Below are 16,511 nucleotides of genomic sequence, written 5' to 3' on the forward strand. Positions count from 1 at the left end.
TAAGTGGGTAATACAAAAATCTGTGGGAGCGAGCTTGCTCGCGATTGGGATGTGTCTGCTGCAGAGATGTTGGCTGACCCGCCGCTTTCGCGAGCAAGCTCGCTCCCACAAGGGAGTTGGTGGGGTTCTTGCCTATTCGGGACCAATTAAAGATTTGCCCTACAAACACTGCCTCCTTCCCTGACTTATTTCTCCGGCCATCCCCGGCAAAGTCTCGCGCCTTCCTGCGTTGCGAGATGTCTGAATGCGTTTCCCTGACAAGACCCCGTCTCTAAGCGGCGCCATTGGTTCGCTGGTCCTGGCCGTCATGAACTCGCCCGATGCCGAGGCAGTGCTACAGGATTTTCGCAATTGCCTGGGCGACTACGACACCTGGGCGGAAAAGTTCTGGAACGGCCAGACGCTGGAAATCGAGCAGGTGTTCAAGGTGGGCAACGAAGTGTCGCTCGCGCCCGCGAAGGACGGCAGCAAGCAAGCCAGCGCCGTGGTGGCGAGCTGTCCGGCACAAGGCCCGCTGACGCTGGTGCATATGTTCCAAGCCTCGCGTTTCGTGCCGATTGGCGACACACCGGTGGAGCTCGAACCCATCATTCGGGACGAACTGGGGAAAGAAACGTTTGGCGATCCAATCCCATACGTCATCGGCCCCAGCGGCATTCTGGAAATCCCCGAATGCGACCGCGGCCAGCGTTACCGCATCAGTTTTTTTCCGAATGTCACGACCGATCACGTCAAGGCGCTGTATGCCTCTTATCAAACAGCAATCGCCGAGCTCGAAGGTTGGCTGAAAGCCGAGTGGAAAGAGTTTCAGCCGCTATGGAAGGAGCATTCGGAAAAAGGTTTCCTGGATCGCTACAACACGTTGCAGGACGCTCAGCTACGTGGCTTTGAAAACGCTTTGTATAAGCTGTGGGACGACGTCAAACAGATCTTCGACCTGCTGGCGGACTTGCAGGCCAACAGTGAAAAGTTGCTGGAATACTTCACCGAGGCCGAACTTGAGCAACTGCTGAAAGCTTCATCCGAAGCGATCGCCAAAGCGCTGATGATCGTGAGCGATGAGCCCTTGCTCTTCGTTTACACCGCGGCGTTCATCAGCTGGATGCGGATGTTGCCGCCCCGGTACTTGGCCGAAGCGCTGGGTGAAATGCGCGCCTCGATTCTGATCAACCTCATCTTGGCGCGTTTAACCGCTGGCCTGGGCGTCGGCCTGCGAATGAGCGGCAAGGTACTACGTCATGTCCGTTCGGAGCGTGTTCGGACATGGCTGCAGGCGTCGAGCCAGCGCCTAGGCCAACTCGGTGGTGACAGCCTTAACGCCCATGCCGATGTGCTCAAGCCGGTCGTGATTGCCGGCCGAGGCCCATCCGTAGGCCCCGCTCCCGTCACACCGTTGCACATCACCGCAGGGGATTCCCCACCACTGTCGGTCAGCAATCCAGCCCCGGTCGTGCGGGAAAAATCCCAGCCCTCTACTCGGCTGAGCAAACAAGAACACCACGACGACGCCTCCACTCAATCGACAAACCCCAACGGCGACCCCGCCGACAGCGCCGCCCAGACCCGCACCCACGGCTGCCCGGTGTCGATGGTCACCGGCGAAGAACTGCTGACCCTGGAAGACGGCACCCTCGACGGACGCCTGCCGTTTACCTTCACCCGGCTCTATCGCACCAGCGCCGCCGAACTGGACATCGGCCTCGGCCGTGGTTGGAGCCATGCCCTGGCCCATCGCCTGGTGATCGAAGGCGAGCAGGTCATCTGGCTCGACCAGGAAAACCGCCGCACCACCTTCCCCCGCCCGAGCCTGCAACGCCCGGCCATCCACAACAGCCTGGCCCGCGCGGCGATCTACCTGAGCAATGAGCCGGACGAACTGATCATCGCCCAGCCCGGCGAAGACGCCCCTTTCCTACATTTTCGCGACGGTTGTCTGATCGCCCTGAGCGATCGGTACGACAACCGCCTGACCGTCCAGCGCAACATCTACGGCGACATCAGCCGCCTGGACAACGGCGCTGGACGCTGCCTGCGCTTGCGCTACGAACACCGCCACCTGGTCGCCATCGACTATCAGACTTATCACCCAGCACCGACCCGCGACGAAAGCTGGCGCACTGAACAAACGCTGGTTTCCTACCGCTACGACGGCCGTTTCCGACTCATCGAAGCGACCAACGCCGCCGGCGAAAGCGAACGCTACGACTACGACGACCAGCACGTCATCCTCCAGCGGCAACTGGCCGGCGGCGCGAGTTTTTACTGGGAGTGGCAAGGCTCCGGTCCGGCGGCGCGCTGCGTGCGGCATTGGGCATCGTTCGCGCAGATGGACAGCCGCTACACCTGGGGCGAGGACGGCAGCGTCACCGTTCACAACCTTGATGGCAGCCAGGAAGTCTACGTCCACGACGACCGCGCGCGACTGGTGCGCCAGGTCGATCCCGCCGGCGGCGAACACCTCAAGGCCTATGACGAACAGGGCCGGCTGATCGCCGAGCAAGACCCGCTCGGCGCCGTCACCGAATACCGCTACGACGAAGTCGGACGGCTGGTGGCGCTGATTCCGCCTGAAGACGAGCCCACGTCCTACGAGTACCGCAACGGTTTCCTGCATGCTCGGCAACGCGGCAAAGCCGTGTGGACCTACCGCCGCAATGACCAGGGCGACGTCATCGAGGCCATCGACCCGGACGGCCAAAGCACCTGGTACCACTACGACGGCCAAGGGCAACTGAAAACCATCAGCTACCCGGACGCCAGTGCCCATTACTTCGTGCGCAATCACCTGGGCCAGTTGACGGAAGAAACCCTGCCTGATGGCAGCCAGCGGTGTTTTTCCTACGACGCTTTGGGGCGTTTGCTCAGCCGCCAGGACGAACACGGCGCTATCACCCATTACCAATGGGACGCCGTGGGCCGCTTGCTGCAAACCACCTTGCCCGGCGGCGCGACACGCGCCTGGCGCTACAACGCCTACGGCAAGGTCATCGCCGAGCAGGACGAACTCGGGCGCACCACCCGCTACGAATACGCCGACGACCTGCACCTGATCAGCCGCCGCCTCAACCCCGACGGCAGCGAACTCAAATATCGCTACGACTCGGCGCGGCTGTTGCTGACCGACATCGAGAACGAATCCGGCGAACACTATCGGCTGGACTACACGCCCAACGGACTGATCCGACAGGAAACCGGCTTCGACGGCCAGCGCACCGGCTATGCCTACGACCTCAACGGTCACCTACTGGAAAAAACCGAGTTCGGGGCCGATGGCAGCCAGCGCATCACCGCCTACCAACGCGACAGCGCCGGCCGCCTGGTGCGAAAAACCTTGCCAGATGGCGAGGCGGTCGATTACTGCTACGACGCCCTTGGCCGTTTGGTCAGCGTCGACGACGGCCATTGGCCGCTGGCCTACGAGTACGACGCCCAAGACCGTTTAGTCGCCGAACACCAGGGCTGGGCCACCCTGCGCTATCGCTACGACAGCGTTGGTCGCCTGATCCACTGCCGACTGCCCGACCGCAGCACCCTCGACTACCGCCACGCCCGCGGTGGCGCGCTGATCGCCATCGACCTCAACGGCACCTGCCTGACCGAACACCGCTTTAAGGGCGGCCGCGAAACCCAACGCCAGCAAGGCCTGCTGCTCAGCGACTACCGCTACGACGAACAAGGTCGCCTCAAAGCCCAAACCGTGTGGCAGACCCAGCAGCACCAATTGTTCTGGCGCGATTACTCCTACAGCGCCAACGGCAACCTCGCCGCCCTTTCTGACAATCGAAACCGCCGCAGCTACCAGTACGACGCGCAAGATCGGCTGGTCCGCATCGACCATGCCCACAGCCAAGGCCCCGAACGCTTCGCCCACGACCCAGCCGGCAACCTGTTGCTGCAAGACCGCCCCGGCCCGACCACCCTCAAGGCCAACCGCCTGCTCATGGAGGGCGACCGCCACTACGACTACGACGCCTACGGCAACCTCATCCGCGAACGCCGCGGCAAAACCCAATGCCTCGTCACGCACTACCGCTACGACAGCCAACACCGCCTCATCGGCGTCACCAGCCCGGACGGCAACGAAACGTCCTACCGCTACGACGCCTTCGACCGACGCATCGAAAAGACCGTGGCCGGCCAGACCACGGAATTCATCTGGCAAGGCGATCAAGTCATCGCCGAAAGCAGCGACCGCCACTATCAAAGCTACGTCTACGAACCCGGCACCTTCCGCCCATTGGCCTTGCTCGAAGGCGAAGGCCCGGACAACGCCACGCCGTTCCACTACCACAACGACCACCTCGGCACACCGCAGGAACTGACCAGTCACCAAGGCGAAATCGTCTGGGCCGCGCGCTACAACGGCTACGGCAAACTCACCGAACTGCGGCACGGCAACGGCAAGCGCCTGGAACAACCGCTGCGCTTCCAGGGCCAATACCACGACCGGGAAAGCGGCCTGCATTACAACCGGCACCGGTACTACAATCCGGAGACGGGGCGATATCTGACGCTGGACCCGAGCAAGCTCAAGGGCGGGCTCAATGGGTACCGGTACACCCTGAACCCGACGGGGTGGGTGGATCCGTTGGGGTTGGACGACTGCCCTGGGAGTGGCGGGTGCAAGCCGGCGGTTGGGGAGCAGGCCCCCGCGGCGAAGGTTGGGGTTGATGAGGGGGAGCCCGCTCTTCCCGGAGCAGTCGCTAATCCCAAAGACTTCGGATCGAAAGAAAAGCTGGACGGGCATTTCGAAAAACATGGCGGTGAGTTTGGTGCTAAAAATGCTGAAGATTATCTTTCTATCGCGCGTAAAATCATAGATAACGGTATAAAAGTCCAATACCCCTATAAAAACGAGACACGCACGGGATTTGTTATGTTTCTAGCAAACAACAACAAAGGCAAGTCCAAGTTCGCATTTGTTGGAACCAACAACAGACAAGAAATCACGACAGCACATGTAAAGACAGACAAGGACTTCTGGAAGACAATTAACGGTGATGCGAAGGACAAGACAATAAGGCCCTATGAATAACCCAACAGAAGTTAAAATTGTCGCTATCGACGACGTGGTGGAAGACTGCATGACTCTATTAGTTCACGGGTATACCGTGGAGTGTTTTGTAAACCATTGCGCAAGCAACGTAGCTGTAGGCGAAACGCACCAGGCAGAAATCACGATTGACTACTCAGACCCCATTCAAATTGAATTATCTTCCAAGACCAACACTCCGCTTGAGAAAAACGGAGATGGTTTCGGCTACTACCTGTACGGCGTATTGGAAGGAGACATTTTCAAAACCTTCACCGTGTTTCCCGATGAGGATATACATTTTGATTTCCCTGAGCTGGCGGGGCGATTCGTAAAAATCGAGGTGGATAGGATTAATGTCAATTTTTTGTAGCATACAAAAACGTGTCGCCACGCTGTAAGGAGGCGGACTCGTAAAAATATAGGCGATGGCGTCAGGTCAGTTAAAATCGCTCTCGTCTGACACCGCCTTCGCGAGCAAGCTCGCTCCCACAAGGGATCACCTAAAGACCAGAGCCGTACTTCGAGCCGGCCACTGAGTCGATAACCAAAAAAAACGGAACCCCATCCCAGCGCTCCCCCTCAACTTCAGAGAGACCAACCCGAGACGGAGCCCGCCGCCATGAATCACCCAACCCTCACCTTCGCCCAACTCCACCCCAGCGATCGCTTCACCCTGCCCGCCGATCACCGTCTGTTTACCAAGCTCACCGACAGCACTGCCCGTGAGCACAGCGTGCATTCGATCAATCTGAAGGAGGAAGGATACGGTTACGCCGAAGACCCCATAAAGAACCTGCCCGGGGGAAGCGCCGGTCGAGTACGTCCCGGTCGGTGGGCCGTTGCGGGCTGGGGGATAGGGCTCCTGCCGACGTTATAAACGCCGCGACATCAGCCACTGTTCCTTGCCCCACGCCTCGAAGCGCTCCAGCACTTCCCAACCAAGCTTGGCGTAGTAGTCCCGTTCACTGTGGGTGTGCAGGTACAACGTCGCGAAGCCAGCCTGTTTGGCATGGTTGCAGATGCCTTCGATCAATCGCGCGGCGAGGCCTCGACGGCGGGCGTCCGGGTGGACGAATACGCAGGCGAGCCAGGGGCCGAGGTCGGGGCGTTCGGGCAGGTCGTCGTTTGCCAGCGAGGCGCCGCCCAGCAATTGGTCGTGCTCCAGGGCGACCAGGCATTTCCAGCGGCCATCGCGCTGCCCGGTCGAGAATTCATGCTGCCAGTGGCCGAGTGATTGGTGGGCGAATTCGTAGGTGAATTCCCGATACAGCCATTCGGCCATCAGGTTGCATTTATCCATGTGGTTGACGAGCCAATCCACTCGCAGCATGTGAACAGTCCTTATGCAGTCGTTTTTCCAGCGCGAATACCGACGCAGATGCCTACCCGCGCGCATTCCCAGCAAATACCCACCAGCAACGCCCCAACCTATCGTAATCTCGCATCTGCACAAGCCCTGCCCCGAATCCGGCCGAGATCACAGTCCAAATGCCTTCCATCTATCAACTCAAGCCCGCTTTCCAGAATCTGCTTCGCCCCACCGTACAACGCCTTTACAACAATGGCGTCACCGCCAACCAGGTGACCTTGCTCGCGGGCGTCGTTTCCGTGCTGGTGGGGGCGGTGATTGCGTGGTTCGCCAGTCATCCGTGGGTTTTCGTCCTGGTGCCGGTGTGGATGTTCCTGCGCATGGCGTTGAATGCGGTGGATGGCATGTTGGCGCGGGAGTTTGGCCAGCAATCGAATCTGGGCGCCTACCTCAATGAGCTATGCGATATCATCGCCGACGCTGCCTTGATCCTGCCTTTTGCCCTGTTTCCCGATACCAGCCTGTTGCTCGTGTTGTTGGTCACGCTGTTGGCGTTGTTCAGCGAATACGCCGGCGTGCTCGGGGCGATGGTCGGGGCTTCGCGGCGCTATGACGGGCCGATGGGCAAGAGTGACCGCGCCTTTGTGTTTGGCGTGCTGGCGACCGGTATTGCCCTGGGTTGGCTCGGGGCGCTGTGGGTTGATGGTGTGATGGCGGTGGTTGCCGCCCTGCTGGTTTATACCTTGGTCAATCGGGTCCGTCATGGCCTGAGCCAAGTGACGGAAAACGCTCCCTCAGCATAAGGAAGTTGCAATGCGCGAAGCCCAGGAACTGACGTTCACCACCCACGATGGCGTGGAGTTGTTCTACCGGCACTGGCCGGCTGTCGAGGCCACGGCGGGTGAACCCCGCCAGGCTGTGTTGTTGTTTCACCGCGGCCATGAGCACTCGGGGCGCATCGCCCACCTGGTGGATGAGCTGGACTTGCCCGGGTTCGAATTTTTCGCCTGGGACGCACGCGGCCATGGCCAGTCGCCTGGCGAACGCGGCGACAGCCCGAGCTTTGCCACCAGCGCCCGTGACGTGCAGACCTTCTGCGATCACATCGGCGCGACACACCAGATTGACGAGCAGAACATCGCCGTGGTCGCGCAAAGCGTCGGCGCGGTGATCGCGTCCACCTGGGTCCATGACTACGCGCCGCGCATTCGCTCGCTGGTGCTGGCGTCGCCGGCCTTCAAGGTCAAGCTCTACGTGCCGTTCGCCCGTCCGGGCCTGGCGCTGATGCGCAAGTTCCGTGGCAACTTCTTCGTCAACAGTTACGTCAAGGCCAAGTTCCTCAGCCACGACCCGGAACGAGTCGCGTCCTACGACAGCGATCCGCTGATCACCAAGGCCATCTCGGTGAATGTGCTACTGGGCCTGTACGAAGCCGCCGACCGGGTTGTAGCCGATGCCCAGGCGATCCAGGTGCCGACGCAGCTGTTGATTTCCGGTTCCGACTTCGTGGTGCATCGCAAACCCCAGGAGCAATTCTTCGAGCGGCTGGGCAGCCTGCACAAGGAAAAACACATCCTGCCGGGCTTCTTCCACGACACCCTTGGTGAGAAAAACCGTGCGCCCGCCATCGCCAGCGCCCGCCGTTTCATCCTGCAAAACTTTGCCCGTCCGCTGGAGCGCCCTTCCCTGCTGGACGCCGATCGCATCGGCGTGACCTGCGCCGAAGCCGAAACCCTGGCGACGCCGCTCCCGCACAACTCGCTGCGTGACCTTTACTGGCGCATGACCCGCGCCAGCATGCGCTTTGGCAGCAAGTTGTCTGCGGGTGTGAAGCTGGGCTTCGACACCGGGTTCGACTCCGGCAGCACGCTGGACTACGTCTATCGCAATCGCCCCACCGGCACCTCGGCGCTGGGCAAGATGATCGACCAGAACTATCTGAACTCCATCGGCTGGCGCGGCATTCGCCAGCGCAAGGTGCACGTTGAAGAACTGCTGCGACTGGCGATGGCCGAGTTGCGCGCCCAGGACCGCGAGGTGCGCATCGTCGACATCGCCGCCGGCCATGGCCGGTACATTCTCGAAGCGCTGCAAGGCGTGAGTCCGTTGCCGGAGTCGATCCTTCTGCGCGACTACAGCGACATCAACGTGCGCGACGGCAGTGCGCTGATCGTGGAAAAAGGCCTCGGGGACATCGCCCGCTTCGTCAAGGGCGATGCCTTCGATCGCCAGGACCTGGCGGCGCTAGAGCCCAAGCCGACCCTCGCCGTGGTCTCCGGCCTGTATGAATTGTTCGCCGATAACCAGATGGTCGGCGGCTCCCTCGCCGGCCTGGCCGAAGCGGTGGAGCCCGGCGGTTTCCTGGTCTATACCGGCCAGCCATGGCACCCGCAACTGGAACTGATCGCCCGCGCCCTGACCAGCCACCGCGCCGGCCAGGCGTGGGTAATGCGTCGGCGCACCCAGGCGGAAATGGACCAATTGGTCGAGGCAGCAGGCTTTCGCAAGATCACCCTGCGGGTCGATGAGTGGGGCATTTTCAGCGTTTCGCTGGCGCAGCGGGTCCAGTAATGAGCGCCGTCATCGCTCCAGCCCGCGAACCCGCGCTGTTGAAACCGGCGGTGCTGTGGCTGCTGTTGCTGGCGCCGCTGTTTTTCACCACGTACGGCTTCGCCACCTGGGTCACGGCCCAGCGTGACGACGTCGGCAGCCTGGTGTTCGGCTGGGAAAGCCACATGCCGTTCATGGCCTGGACCATCGTGCCGTACTGGTCGATCGACCTGCTGTACGGCTTGTCCCTGTTGCTGCCCAACAGCCGCGACGAACTCAAGCGCCACGCCTTGCGCCTGCTCACGGCCCAGGTGATCGCGGTCAGTTGCTTCCTGCTCTGGCCGCTGACGTTCACCTTCCCCCGGCCGGAAATGGACGGTGTGTTTGGCTGGTTATTCGAGGTGCTGGCGGGCTTCGACAAGCCGTTCAACCAGGCACCGTCGCTGCACATCGCGCTGCTGGTGGTGCTCTGGGTTTGTTATGAGCGCCACCTGCAAGGCGTCTGGCGTTGGTTGATGCACGGCTGGTTCGCGTTGATTGGCGTGTCGGTGCTGACCACGTATCAACATCATTTTGTCGACGTGCCGACTGGCGCGCTGGCCGGGTGGTTGTGTGTCTGGTTGTGGCCGCTGGACCGACCGAGTCCGCTGCTGAGTGCGCGCCTGACGACAGATCCTGCCCGTCGCCGCTTGGCCTTGCGTTATGGCGTGGGCGCGGCGGCGATGTTCATCCCGGCGTTTGCCTTCGGTGGCACATGGCTCTGGCTGATCTGGCCAGCAGTGGCGGTGCTGATGGTGGCGCTGAATTATCTGCTGTTCGGCGCGAGTGGGTTCCAGAAGCGCGAAGACGGTCGGCTGAGCCCGGCGGTGCGCTGGATTCTGGCTCCTTATCTGGCGGCTGCATGGATCAATTCCCGCCTGTGGACGCGCAAACACCCGCAACCGGATCAGATAATGGATGACGTCTGGCTCGGGCGGATTCCTACGTCGGTTGCGCTGAAGGGCAGTCCGTTCAGCGGGGTGCTCGACCTGTGCGCCGAGTTGTCCATGGACAGCACGGCCATCGCCTACCGCTCCGTGCCAGTACTCGACCTGACCGCACCGACCGCCGAGCAATGCCTGGAGGCCGCACAGAAAATCGAGCAACTGCGCCAGCACGGGCCGGTGCTGGTCTGCTGTGCCTTGGGTTATTCGCGCAGCGCCACGGCCGTGGCGGCGTGGTTGCTTCACAGCGGCCGGGCGGCGAGTGTCGATGCCGCAATCGTGCAGATCCAGCGCGCTCGACCGCGCATCGTCTTGCACGCCGAGCACCGTCGGGCACTGGAACAGTTATCCACAACGCAGGGGAATGCTCATGATCAGTGATATGGAGCTCCACACCGTGGCGAGCCTGTTGCGCCGCGGTCATTCGTTGGATCAACTGTCCACGGGGCTGACGTTGCTGGCGGCGCTGCTGGGGTTGGGGCAATGGCTGGTGGGCGTGATCGATCCGTGGTTGCTGCTGTTGAGTGCTGCGCTTGTGGTTATCGGGGTGCTGGAAAAATACTGGGCGTTGCGCGTGGCGTTCGACGCCGATCTGTTCCAGCGCATGGCGGACAGCACCCACTCCCTGGCCGAACGCACCTATGAACTGGATCAAGCCCTGACCGCGTTGGGCCTGCAACCCGCCGAACGCGCCGGGCGCCTGTGGACCGAAAGGCGGCACGGCGCGTTATTGCTGCTGCGGCGGCAGTCGCGGTTGCTGGCGATACAAGTTGTCCTGGTGCTGGGCTTCATCCTGGCCAGTCCCTGGCTAGCGTCAGGTATCTAGGAAGTTTTTGTGGCGAGGGAGCTTGCTCCCGCTGGGTTGCGAAGCAGCCCCAAAACCAAGCACTGCGGTGTGTCAGATTGGTTGCATTCAGCCTCTTGGGGGCTGCTGCACAGCCCAGCGGGAGCAAGCTCCCTCGCCACAGTGATACTTATGTTTCTCAGGACAAGGAATCCTCATGTTCGAACCCGTGGTCGCCAACCTCATCACCTCCGCCGCGCGGATGGTCACCGGCGCTCGCAGCCTGTGGCTCGGCTGCGCGCCCAAGCCCGTGCAGCGGATCTATTTCGCCAACCACAGCAGCCACGGTGATTTCGTGTTGCTCTGGGCCTCGCTGCCGCCGGCGCTGCGCAAGCTCACCCGCCCGGTCGCCGGGGCTGATTACTGGCAAACCAGCCCGATGCGCCGCTACATCATCAACCGGGTGTTCAACGGCGTATTGGTGGACCGCGAGCGCAAGGATCCTTCCTACAGCCCCTTGCAGCCAATGCTCGACGCGCTGGAAAACGGTGACTCGCTGATCATCTTCCCCGAGGGCACCCGCAATCCGGACGAAGGCCTGCTGCCGTTCAAGAGCGGGATCTACCACTTGATGAAAAGCCATCCCGAGGTGGAAGTGATCCCGGTGTGGATCGCCAACCTCAACCGCGTCATGCCCAAGGGCCGCGTGCTGCCGTTGCCGCTGCTGTGCACGACCAGTTTCGGCGCACCGCTGTGCATCGAAGAAGGCGAAAGCAAAGAGCAATTTCTAGAACGCAGCCGCGCCGCGCTGCTGGCACTGGCCCCGGAGCACGTTTGACATGGATCGATATACCCTGATGTTGTTTGGCGGGATCGGCGCGATTCTGGTGCTGGCCTCGTTGGTCGGTTTCATCCTCAAGCTACGGACCAAAGGCGCGCCGAACTCGGTCATCGAGAACCTCAACGCGCGGATCAACGCCTGGTGGATCATGGTGCTGGTGATCGGCATCGCGTTCTGGCTCGGCAACGCGGCAGTGATCCTGTTGTTCTACGCGGTGTCGTTCTACGCGCTGCGGGAATTCCTCACCCTCACCCCAACCCGGCGCAGTGACTACCCGGCCCTGGTGGCGGCGTTCTACCTGGCGCTGCCGCTGCAATACCTATTGATCTACTACGACTGGTACGGGCTGTTCTCGATCTTCATTCCGGTGTACGTGTTCCTGCTGCTGCCGATCCTCGCGTCTCTGGGCGGCGACAGCACGCACTTCCTGGAACGCGCTTCGAAAGTGCAATGGGGCTTGATGATCGCGGTGTTCTGCATTTCCTTTGTGCCGGCGCTGCTGACCCTGGACATCGCCGGTTTTGAAGGACGCAACTTGTTGCTGATCGCCTACCTGGTGATCGTGGTGCAGCTCTCGGATGTGTTGCAGTACGTCTGCGGCAAGTTGTTCGGCAAACGCAAGATCGCGCCCAACCTGTCGCCCTCGAAAACCGTGGAAGGTTTTGCCGGTGGTATTTTCCTGGCCTCGCTGATCGGCGGTGCGCTGTGGTGGATCACGCCGTTCAATCCGTGGCAGTCGTTCCTCATCGCGCTGTTGATCAACCTGCTCGGGTTTGCTGGCGGCATCGTCATGTCGGCGATCAAGCGCGACCGTGGGGTCAAGGATTGGGGCCACATGATCGAGGGCCACGGCGGCATGCTCGACCGCCTGGACTCGGTGTGCTTCGCCGCGCCGATCTTCTTCCATCTGGTTCGGTATTGGTGGACTTGAGATAACCCTGTCCTGAGACACCGCTTACCCCTGTGGCGAGGGGATTTATCCCCGTTGGGCTGCGAAGCGGCCCCATAATCCGCGCATGCTGTGCGTCAGGTTGACCGAGTTACTTGCTCTTGGGACCGCTTCGCGCTCCAGCGGGGATAAATCCCCTCGCCACAGGGGCATTTGCACCCACCCAACAGGTACCTTGCCCTCGGTTCAATGCGCCAACATATTGTGATGCACGCTGTACATGATCCATAGCGACAGCCCCACCAGCAGCGCAATCACCACGGTGGAGAACACCAGCGCCGTCACGTTCCAGCGTTGATGCGGTGAGAAGTTGAGGTGCAGGAAGTAGATCAAATGCACGACAACCTGGATCACCGCAAAAATCGCCACGACGCCGGCTGTCACAGGCTTGGGCAGCGTGGGATACATCACCAGGGCGAACGGGATGACGGTGAGGATGACCGACAGCACAAACCCGGTGAGGTAGGATTTCACGCTGCCGTGACTGGCGTCGACGCTGCCATGAAGGTTGCTCATTTACATCACTCCAAACAGATAGACCACGGTAAACACGCAGATCCACACCACGTCGAGGAAGTGCCAGAACAGACTCAGGCAGCCCATGCGCGTGGCGTTGACCATGGTCAGGCCGTTGCGTTGGACCTGGAACATCACTACCGCCATCCAGATCAGGCCGGCGGTGACGTGCAGGCCGTGTGTCCCCACCAGCGTGAAGAACCCGGTGAGAAAGGCGCTGCGGTCGGGGCCGTAGCCTTCGCCGATGAGCTTTTGGAACTCATGGATTTCCATGCCGATAAACGCCAGGCCGAGGACGAAGGTCAGGCCGAGCCAGGCCAGCACCTTCTGCTTCTGCCCGGCGCTCAGCGCGAGCATGGCGAAGCCGTAGGTAATGCTGCTGAACAGCAGGATGAAGGTTTCCGTGAGGACGTAGGGCAATTCGAAAATATCGGCGGCACCAGGCCCGCCGGCCACGCTTTGCCCGAGCACCGCATAGGTCGCGAACAGCGTTGCGAACAAAATGCAGTCGGTCATCAGGTAGATCCAGAACCCGAACAGGGTCATGGAGCTTGCATCCGAATGCCCGTGTTCGGATTCCGGCGCGGTGGCGTTTGGCTGGACGAGATTGGACATGGTCAAGCCTCCGCCAACATCTTGATGCGTTGGTTTTCGATGCGCGCCACCTCCTCGGCAGGCACGTAGTAGTCGATGTCGTCATCGGCGCTACGCCAGATCACGCCACCAATGGCGGCGACGAGCCCGACGATGGCCAGCCACCAGATATGCCAGACCAGGGCAAAGCACATGATCAGGCTGAACAGGCTGATGACCAGCCCCATGGCAGTGTTGCGCGGCATATGGATGGCTTGGAAATCGGCTTCGACGGCGCTCTTCTGGCCGCGCTCCTTCATGCCCCAATAGGCATCGATACCCTCCACCACCGGTTGCTGGGCGAAGTTGTAGAACGGCGGCGGCGAGGCGGTTGACCACTCCAGCGTGCGCCCGTCCCACGGATCCCCCGTCAGGTCGCGGTTCTGGTGGCGTTGGCGGATGCTGAAGTAGAACTGCAGGATCTGGCAGCTGACCCCGCAAAGGATGATGCCCACGCCCAGCAACTCCGCCAGCAGCCATGGCTCCCATTCGGGCACGTTGAAGTGGTTCAGGCGCCGGGTCATGCCCATGAAGCCGAGGAAGTAAGACGGCATGAAGGCGAAATAGAACCCGATGATCCAGCACCAGAACGCCGCCCGGCCCAAGCGGTCGTGGAGCTTGAAGCCGAACGCCTTGGGGAACCAGTAGGTCAGGCCGCACATATAGCCGAACACGGCGCCGCCGATGATCACGTTGTGGAAGTGGGCGATCAGGAACAGGCTGTTGTGCAGCAGGAAATCCGCCCCGGGCACCGCCAGCAGCACGCCGGTCATGCCGCCGATGCTGAACGTGACGATAAAGCCCACCGTCCACAGCATCGGCGTTTCAAAGCGCACCCGCCCGCGGTACATGGTGAACAGCCAGGTGAAGATTTTCACCCCGGTGGGCACGGCGATGATCATGGTCATGATGCCGAAGAATGCGTTGACGTTCGCCCCCGAGCCCATGGTGAAGAAGTGGTGCACCCAGACGATGAACGACAGGATGGTGATGACGATCGTCGCCCACACCAGCGAGTGATAGCCGAACAGGCGCTTGCGGCTGAAGGTCGACGCCACCTCGGAAAAGATGCCGAACGCCGGCAGGATCAGGATGTACACCTCCGGGTGGCCCCACGCCCAGATGAGGTTGACGTACATCATCGGGTTGCCGCCCAGCTCGTTGGTGAAGAAGTGCATGTCCAGGTAGCGGTCGAGGCTGAGCATGAACAACGTGGCGGTGAGGATCGGGAACGACGCGAGGATCAGCACCGCCGTGCACAGCACCGTCCAGGTGAACACCGGCATGCGGAAAAGGGTCATGCCCGGTGTACGCATTTTCAGGATCGTGACGAAGAAATTCACCCCGGTGAGCAACGTCCCGACCCCGGATATCTGCAAGGACCAAATGTAATAGTCCACCCCGACCCCAGGACTGTAGGAAAGCCCCGATAACGGTGGATAAGCCACCCAACCGGTGCGGGCGAACTCACCCACCGCCAGGGAGACGTTCACCAACATCGCCCCGGCGACGAACAACCAGAAACTCAACGCGTTGAGGAACGGGAACGCCACGTCCCGGGCGCCGATCTGCAAGGGCACGACGATGTTCATCAAGCCCACCACCAGCGGCATCGCCATGAAGAAAATCATGATCACGCCGTGGGCGGTGAATATCTGGTCGTAGTGCTCCGGCGGCAGGTAGCCGGGCGAACCGTCGGACGCCATCGCCTGTTGCGTGCGCATCATGATCGCGTCGGAGAAGCCGCGCAGCAGCATTACCAGGCCGACGACGATGTACATCACGCCGATGCGCTTGTGGTCCACCGAGGTAAACCACTCGTTCCACAGGTAGGCCCACTTGCGGTAGTAGGTGATGGCGGCGATGCCAGCCAAGGCGATCAGCGCCACTACGGCGAGGGTCCACATGATGATGGGCTCATCCGTCGGGATCGCCTCAAGCGTCAGTTTTCCAAACATGCTGTTCTACTCCAGATCGTGTTACTGCCCTTGCTGCCGGGCCCCGACGGGTGATTCGATGCTGCCTTGCATGTGCCCCATGCGATGCTCGACTTCACGGGAGCGGTTCATGCCTTCGTACTTATCGATGATGCTCTGGAACAAATCCGGCTGGATCGAGGCGTAGTGTTCAACCGGGTGCTTGACCGTAGGCCGGGCGAGTCGCGCATAACTGTCCTTGTCCAAACGCCCCTGCCCCGCCCGTACGCCGGCGACCCACTTGTCGAAGCCCGCCGCATCGGTGGCCAGGGTCCGGAAGTGCATGTCGGAGAAACCCGGGCCGTTGTAGTTGGCGGCGATGCCTCGGTATTCCCCCGCCTCGTTGGCGATCAGGTGCAGTTGGGTCTGCATGCCGGCCATGGCATAGATCTGCCCGCCCAACGCAGGAATGAAGAACGAGGTCATGGCGCCGTCGGACGTCACGCGAAAGTTCACCGGCGTGTCCAACGGCATGGCCAGTTCGTTGACCGAGGCGATGCCCAGTTCCGGGTAGATGAACAGCCACTTCCAATCGGTGGCGACCACCTGTACCACCAACGGCTTGACGTCGGAATCCAGCGGTCGATAAGGATCGAGCGCATGGGTGGACTTCCAAGTGACCACCCCCAGAATGATGATGATCACCAGCGGCACACCCCAGACCACGGTTTCGATCTTGCGCGAGTGCGCCCACTCCGGCGTGTATTTCGCCTTTGTGTTGGAGGCGCGGTATTTCACGGAAAAGATGAACGCCATGACAATCACCGGTATCACCACCAGCAACATCAACAGCGTCGAGAGAATGATCAAGTTGCGTTGGTCAACGCCGACCTGTCCCTTGGGATTGAACAACACCATGTCGCAACCGCCGAGCAACAGCATCCCGCCGACCAGCAACAACCTTGATACGTAACAAGGCAGTCGGGTTCGCATGT

Annotated in this window: 14 protein-coding genes; 9 read left to right on the top strand and 5 right to left on the bottom strand. The window is 61.2% G+C overall.

The features are described from left to right. Positions 1-244 precede the first annotated feature (244 nt). The 3 genes from JMN22_RS09985 (at position 245) to JMN22_RS09995 (ending at position 5,912) form a co-directional block, all read left to right on the top strand. Positions 245-5,035 (top strand): RHS repeat-associated core domain-containing protein, encoded by a 4,791-nt coding sequence (locus JMN22_RS09985; RefSeq protein WP_198796690.1) that lies wholly within the window; start codon positions 245-247, stop codon positions 5,033-5,035. Further along, on the top strand, positions 5,028-5,405 hold the full coding sequence (locus tag JMN22_RS09990) for a hypothetical protein (protein ID WP_198796689.1): 378 nt from the start codon (positions 5,028-5,030) through the stop codon (positions 5,403-5,405). The genes JMN22_RS09985 and JMN22_RS09990 overlap by 8 nt, the downstream gene beginning before the upstream one ends. Positions 5,406-5,654: 249 nt before the next feature. Further along, a complete protein-coding gene (locus tag JMN22_RS09995; protein WP_198796688.1) occupies positions 5,655-5,912 on the top strand; it encodes a hypothetical protein in 258 nt (85 codons plus the stop codon). On the opposite strand, the gene JMN22_RS10000 is transcribed toward JMN22_RS09995, so the two are convergent. After that, entirely contained in the window at positions 5,907-6,365 is a 459-nt protein-coding gene (locus JMN22_RS10000; RefSeq protein ID WP_198796687.1) for a GNAT family N-acetyltransferase, read from the bottom strand. The genes JMN22_RS09995 and JMN22_RS10000 overlap by 6 nt on opposite strands. A 158-nt stretch (positions 6,366-6,523) precedes the next feature. On the opposite strand from JMN22_RS10000, the gene JMN22_RS10005 reads away from it, so the two are divergent. From JMN22_RS10005 to JMN22_RS10030, 6 genes are all read left to right on the top strand, one after another. Then, the gene (locus tag JMN22_RS10005; protein ID WP_198796686.1) at positions 6,524-7,147 is read left to right on the top strand and encodes a CDP-alcohol phosphatidyltransferase family protein; all 624 of its coding nucleotides are present in this window, start codon (positions 6,524-6,526) and stop codon (positions 7,145-7,147) included. A gap of 10 nt (positions 7,148-7,157) precedes the next feature. Next, positions 7,158-8,915 (top strand): bifunctional alpha/beta hydrolase/class I SAM-dependent methyltransferase, encoded by a 1,758-nt coding sequence (locus tag JMN22_RS10010; RefSeq protein ID WP_198796685.1) that lies wholly within the window; start codon positions 7,158-7,160, stop codon positions 8,913-8,915. Then, positions 8,915-10,258 (top strand): phosphatase PAP2/dual specificity phosphatase family protein, encoded by a 1,344-nt coding sequence (locus tag JMN22_RS10015; RefSeq protein ID WP_198796684.1) that lies wholly within the window; start codon positions 8,915-8,917, stop codon positions 10,256-10,258. The genes JMN22_RS10010 and JMN22_RS10015 overlap by 1 nt, the downstream gene beginning before the upstream one ends. Continuing rightward, the gene (locus JMN22_RS10020) at positions 10,248-10,703 is read left to right on the top strand and encodes a hypothetical protein (protein ID WP_198796683.1); all 456 of its coding nucleotides are present in this window, start codon (positions 10,248-10,250) and stop codon (positions 10,701-10,703) included. The genes JMN22_RS10015 and JMN22_RS10020 overlap by 11 nt, the downstream gene beginning before the upstream one ends. Before the next feature lie 175 nt (positions 10,704-10,878). Then, complete coding sequence (locus JMN22_RS10025) at positions 10,879-11,499, top strand: lysophospholipid acyltransferase family protein (RefSeq protein WP_030140428.1); 621 nt, start codon at positions 10,879-10,881, stop codon at positions 11,497-11,499. Position 11,500: 1 nt separating this feature from the next. Next, complete coding sequence (locus tag JMN22_RS10030) at positions 11,501-12,433, top strand: phosphatidate cytidylyltransferase (protein ID WP_030140429.1); 933 nt, start codon at positions 11,501-11,503, stop codon at positions 12,431-12,433. A 204-nt stretch (positions 12,434-12,637) separates the two neighbouring features. Here JMN22_RS10030 and cyoD read toward each other — a convergent pair whose 3' ends face one another. From cyoD to cyoA, 4 genes are read right to left on the bottom strand one after another with little or no spacing between them, the layout of a single operon-like run. Next, complete coding sequence (gene cyoD / locus JMN22_RS10035) at positions 12,638-12,967, bottom strand: cytochrome o ubiquinol oxidase subunit IV (protein WP_030140430.1); 330 nt, start codon at positions 12,965-12,967, stop codon at positions 12,638-12,640. After that, a complete protein-coding gene (gene cyoC, locus JMN22_RS10040; protein WP_030140431.1) occupies positions 12,968-13,582 on the bottom strand; it encodes a cytochrome o ubiquinol oxidase subunit III in 615 nt (204 codons plus the stop codon). A gap of 2 nt (positions 13,583-13,584) precedes the next feature. Next, entirely contained in the window at positions 13,585-15,558 is a 1,974-nt protein-coding gene (cyoB, locus tag JMN22_RS10045) for a cytochrome o ubiquinol oxidase subunit I (RefSeq protein ID WP_198796682.1), read from the bottom strand. Between the two features lie 21 nt (positions 15,559-15,579). After that, positions 15,580-16,509 (bottom strand): ubiquinol oxidase subunit II, encoded by a 930-nt coding sequence (cyoA, locus tag JMN22_RS10050; RefSeq protein ID WP_198796681.1) that lies wholly within the window; start codon positions 16,507-16,509, stop codon positions 15,580-15,582. Positions 16,510-16,511: the final 2 nt, after the last annotated feature.

This window comes from Pseudomonas sp. HB05 (assembly GCF_016756915.1).
In the GTDB taxonomy this organism is placed as follows: Bacteria; Pseudomonadota; Gammaproteobacteria; order Pseudomonadales; family Pseudomonadaceae; genus Aquipseudomonas; species Aquipseudomonas alvandae.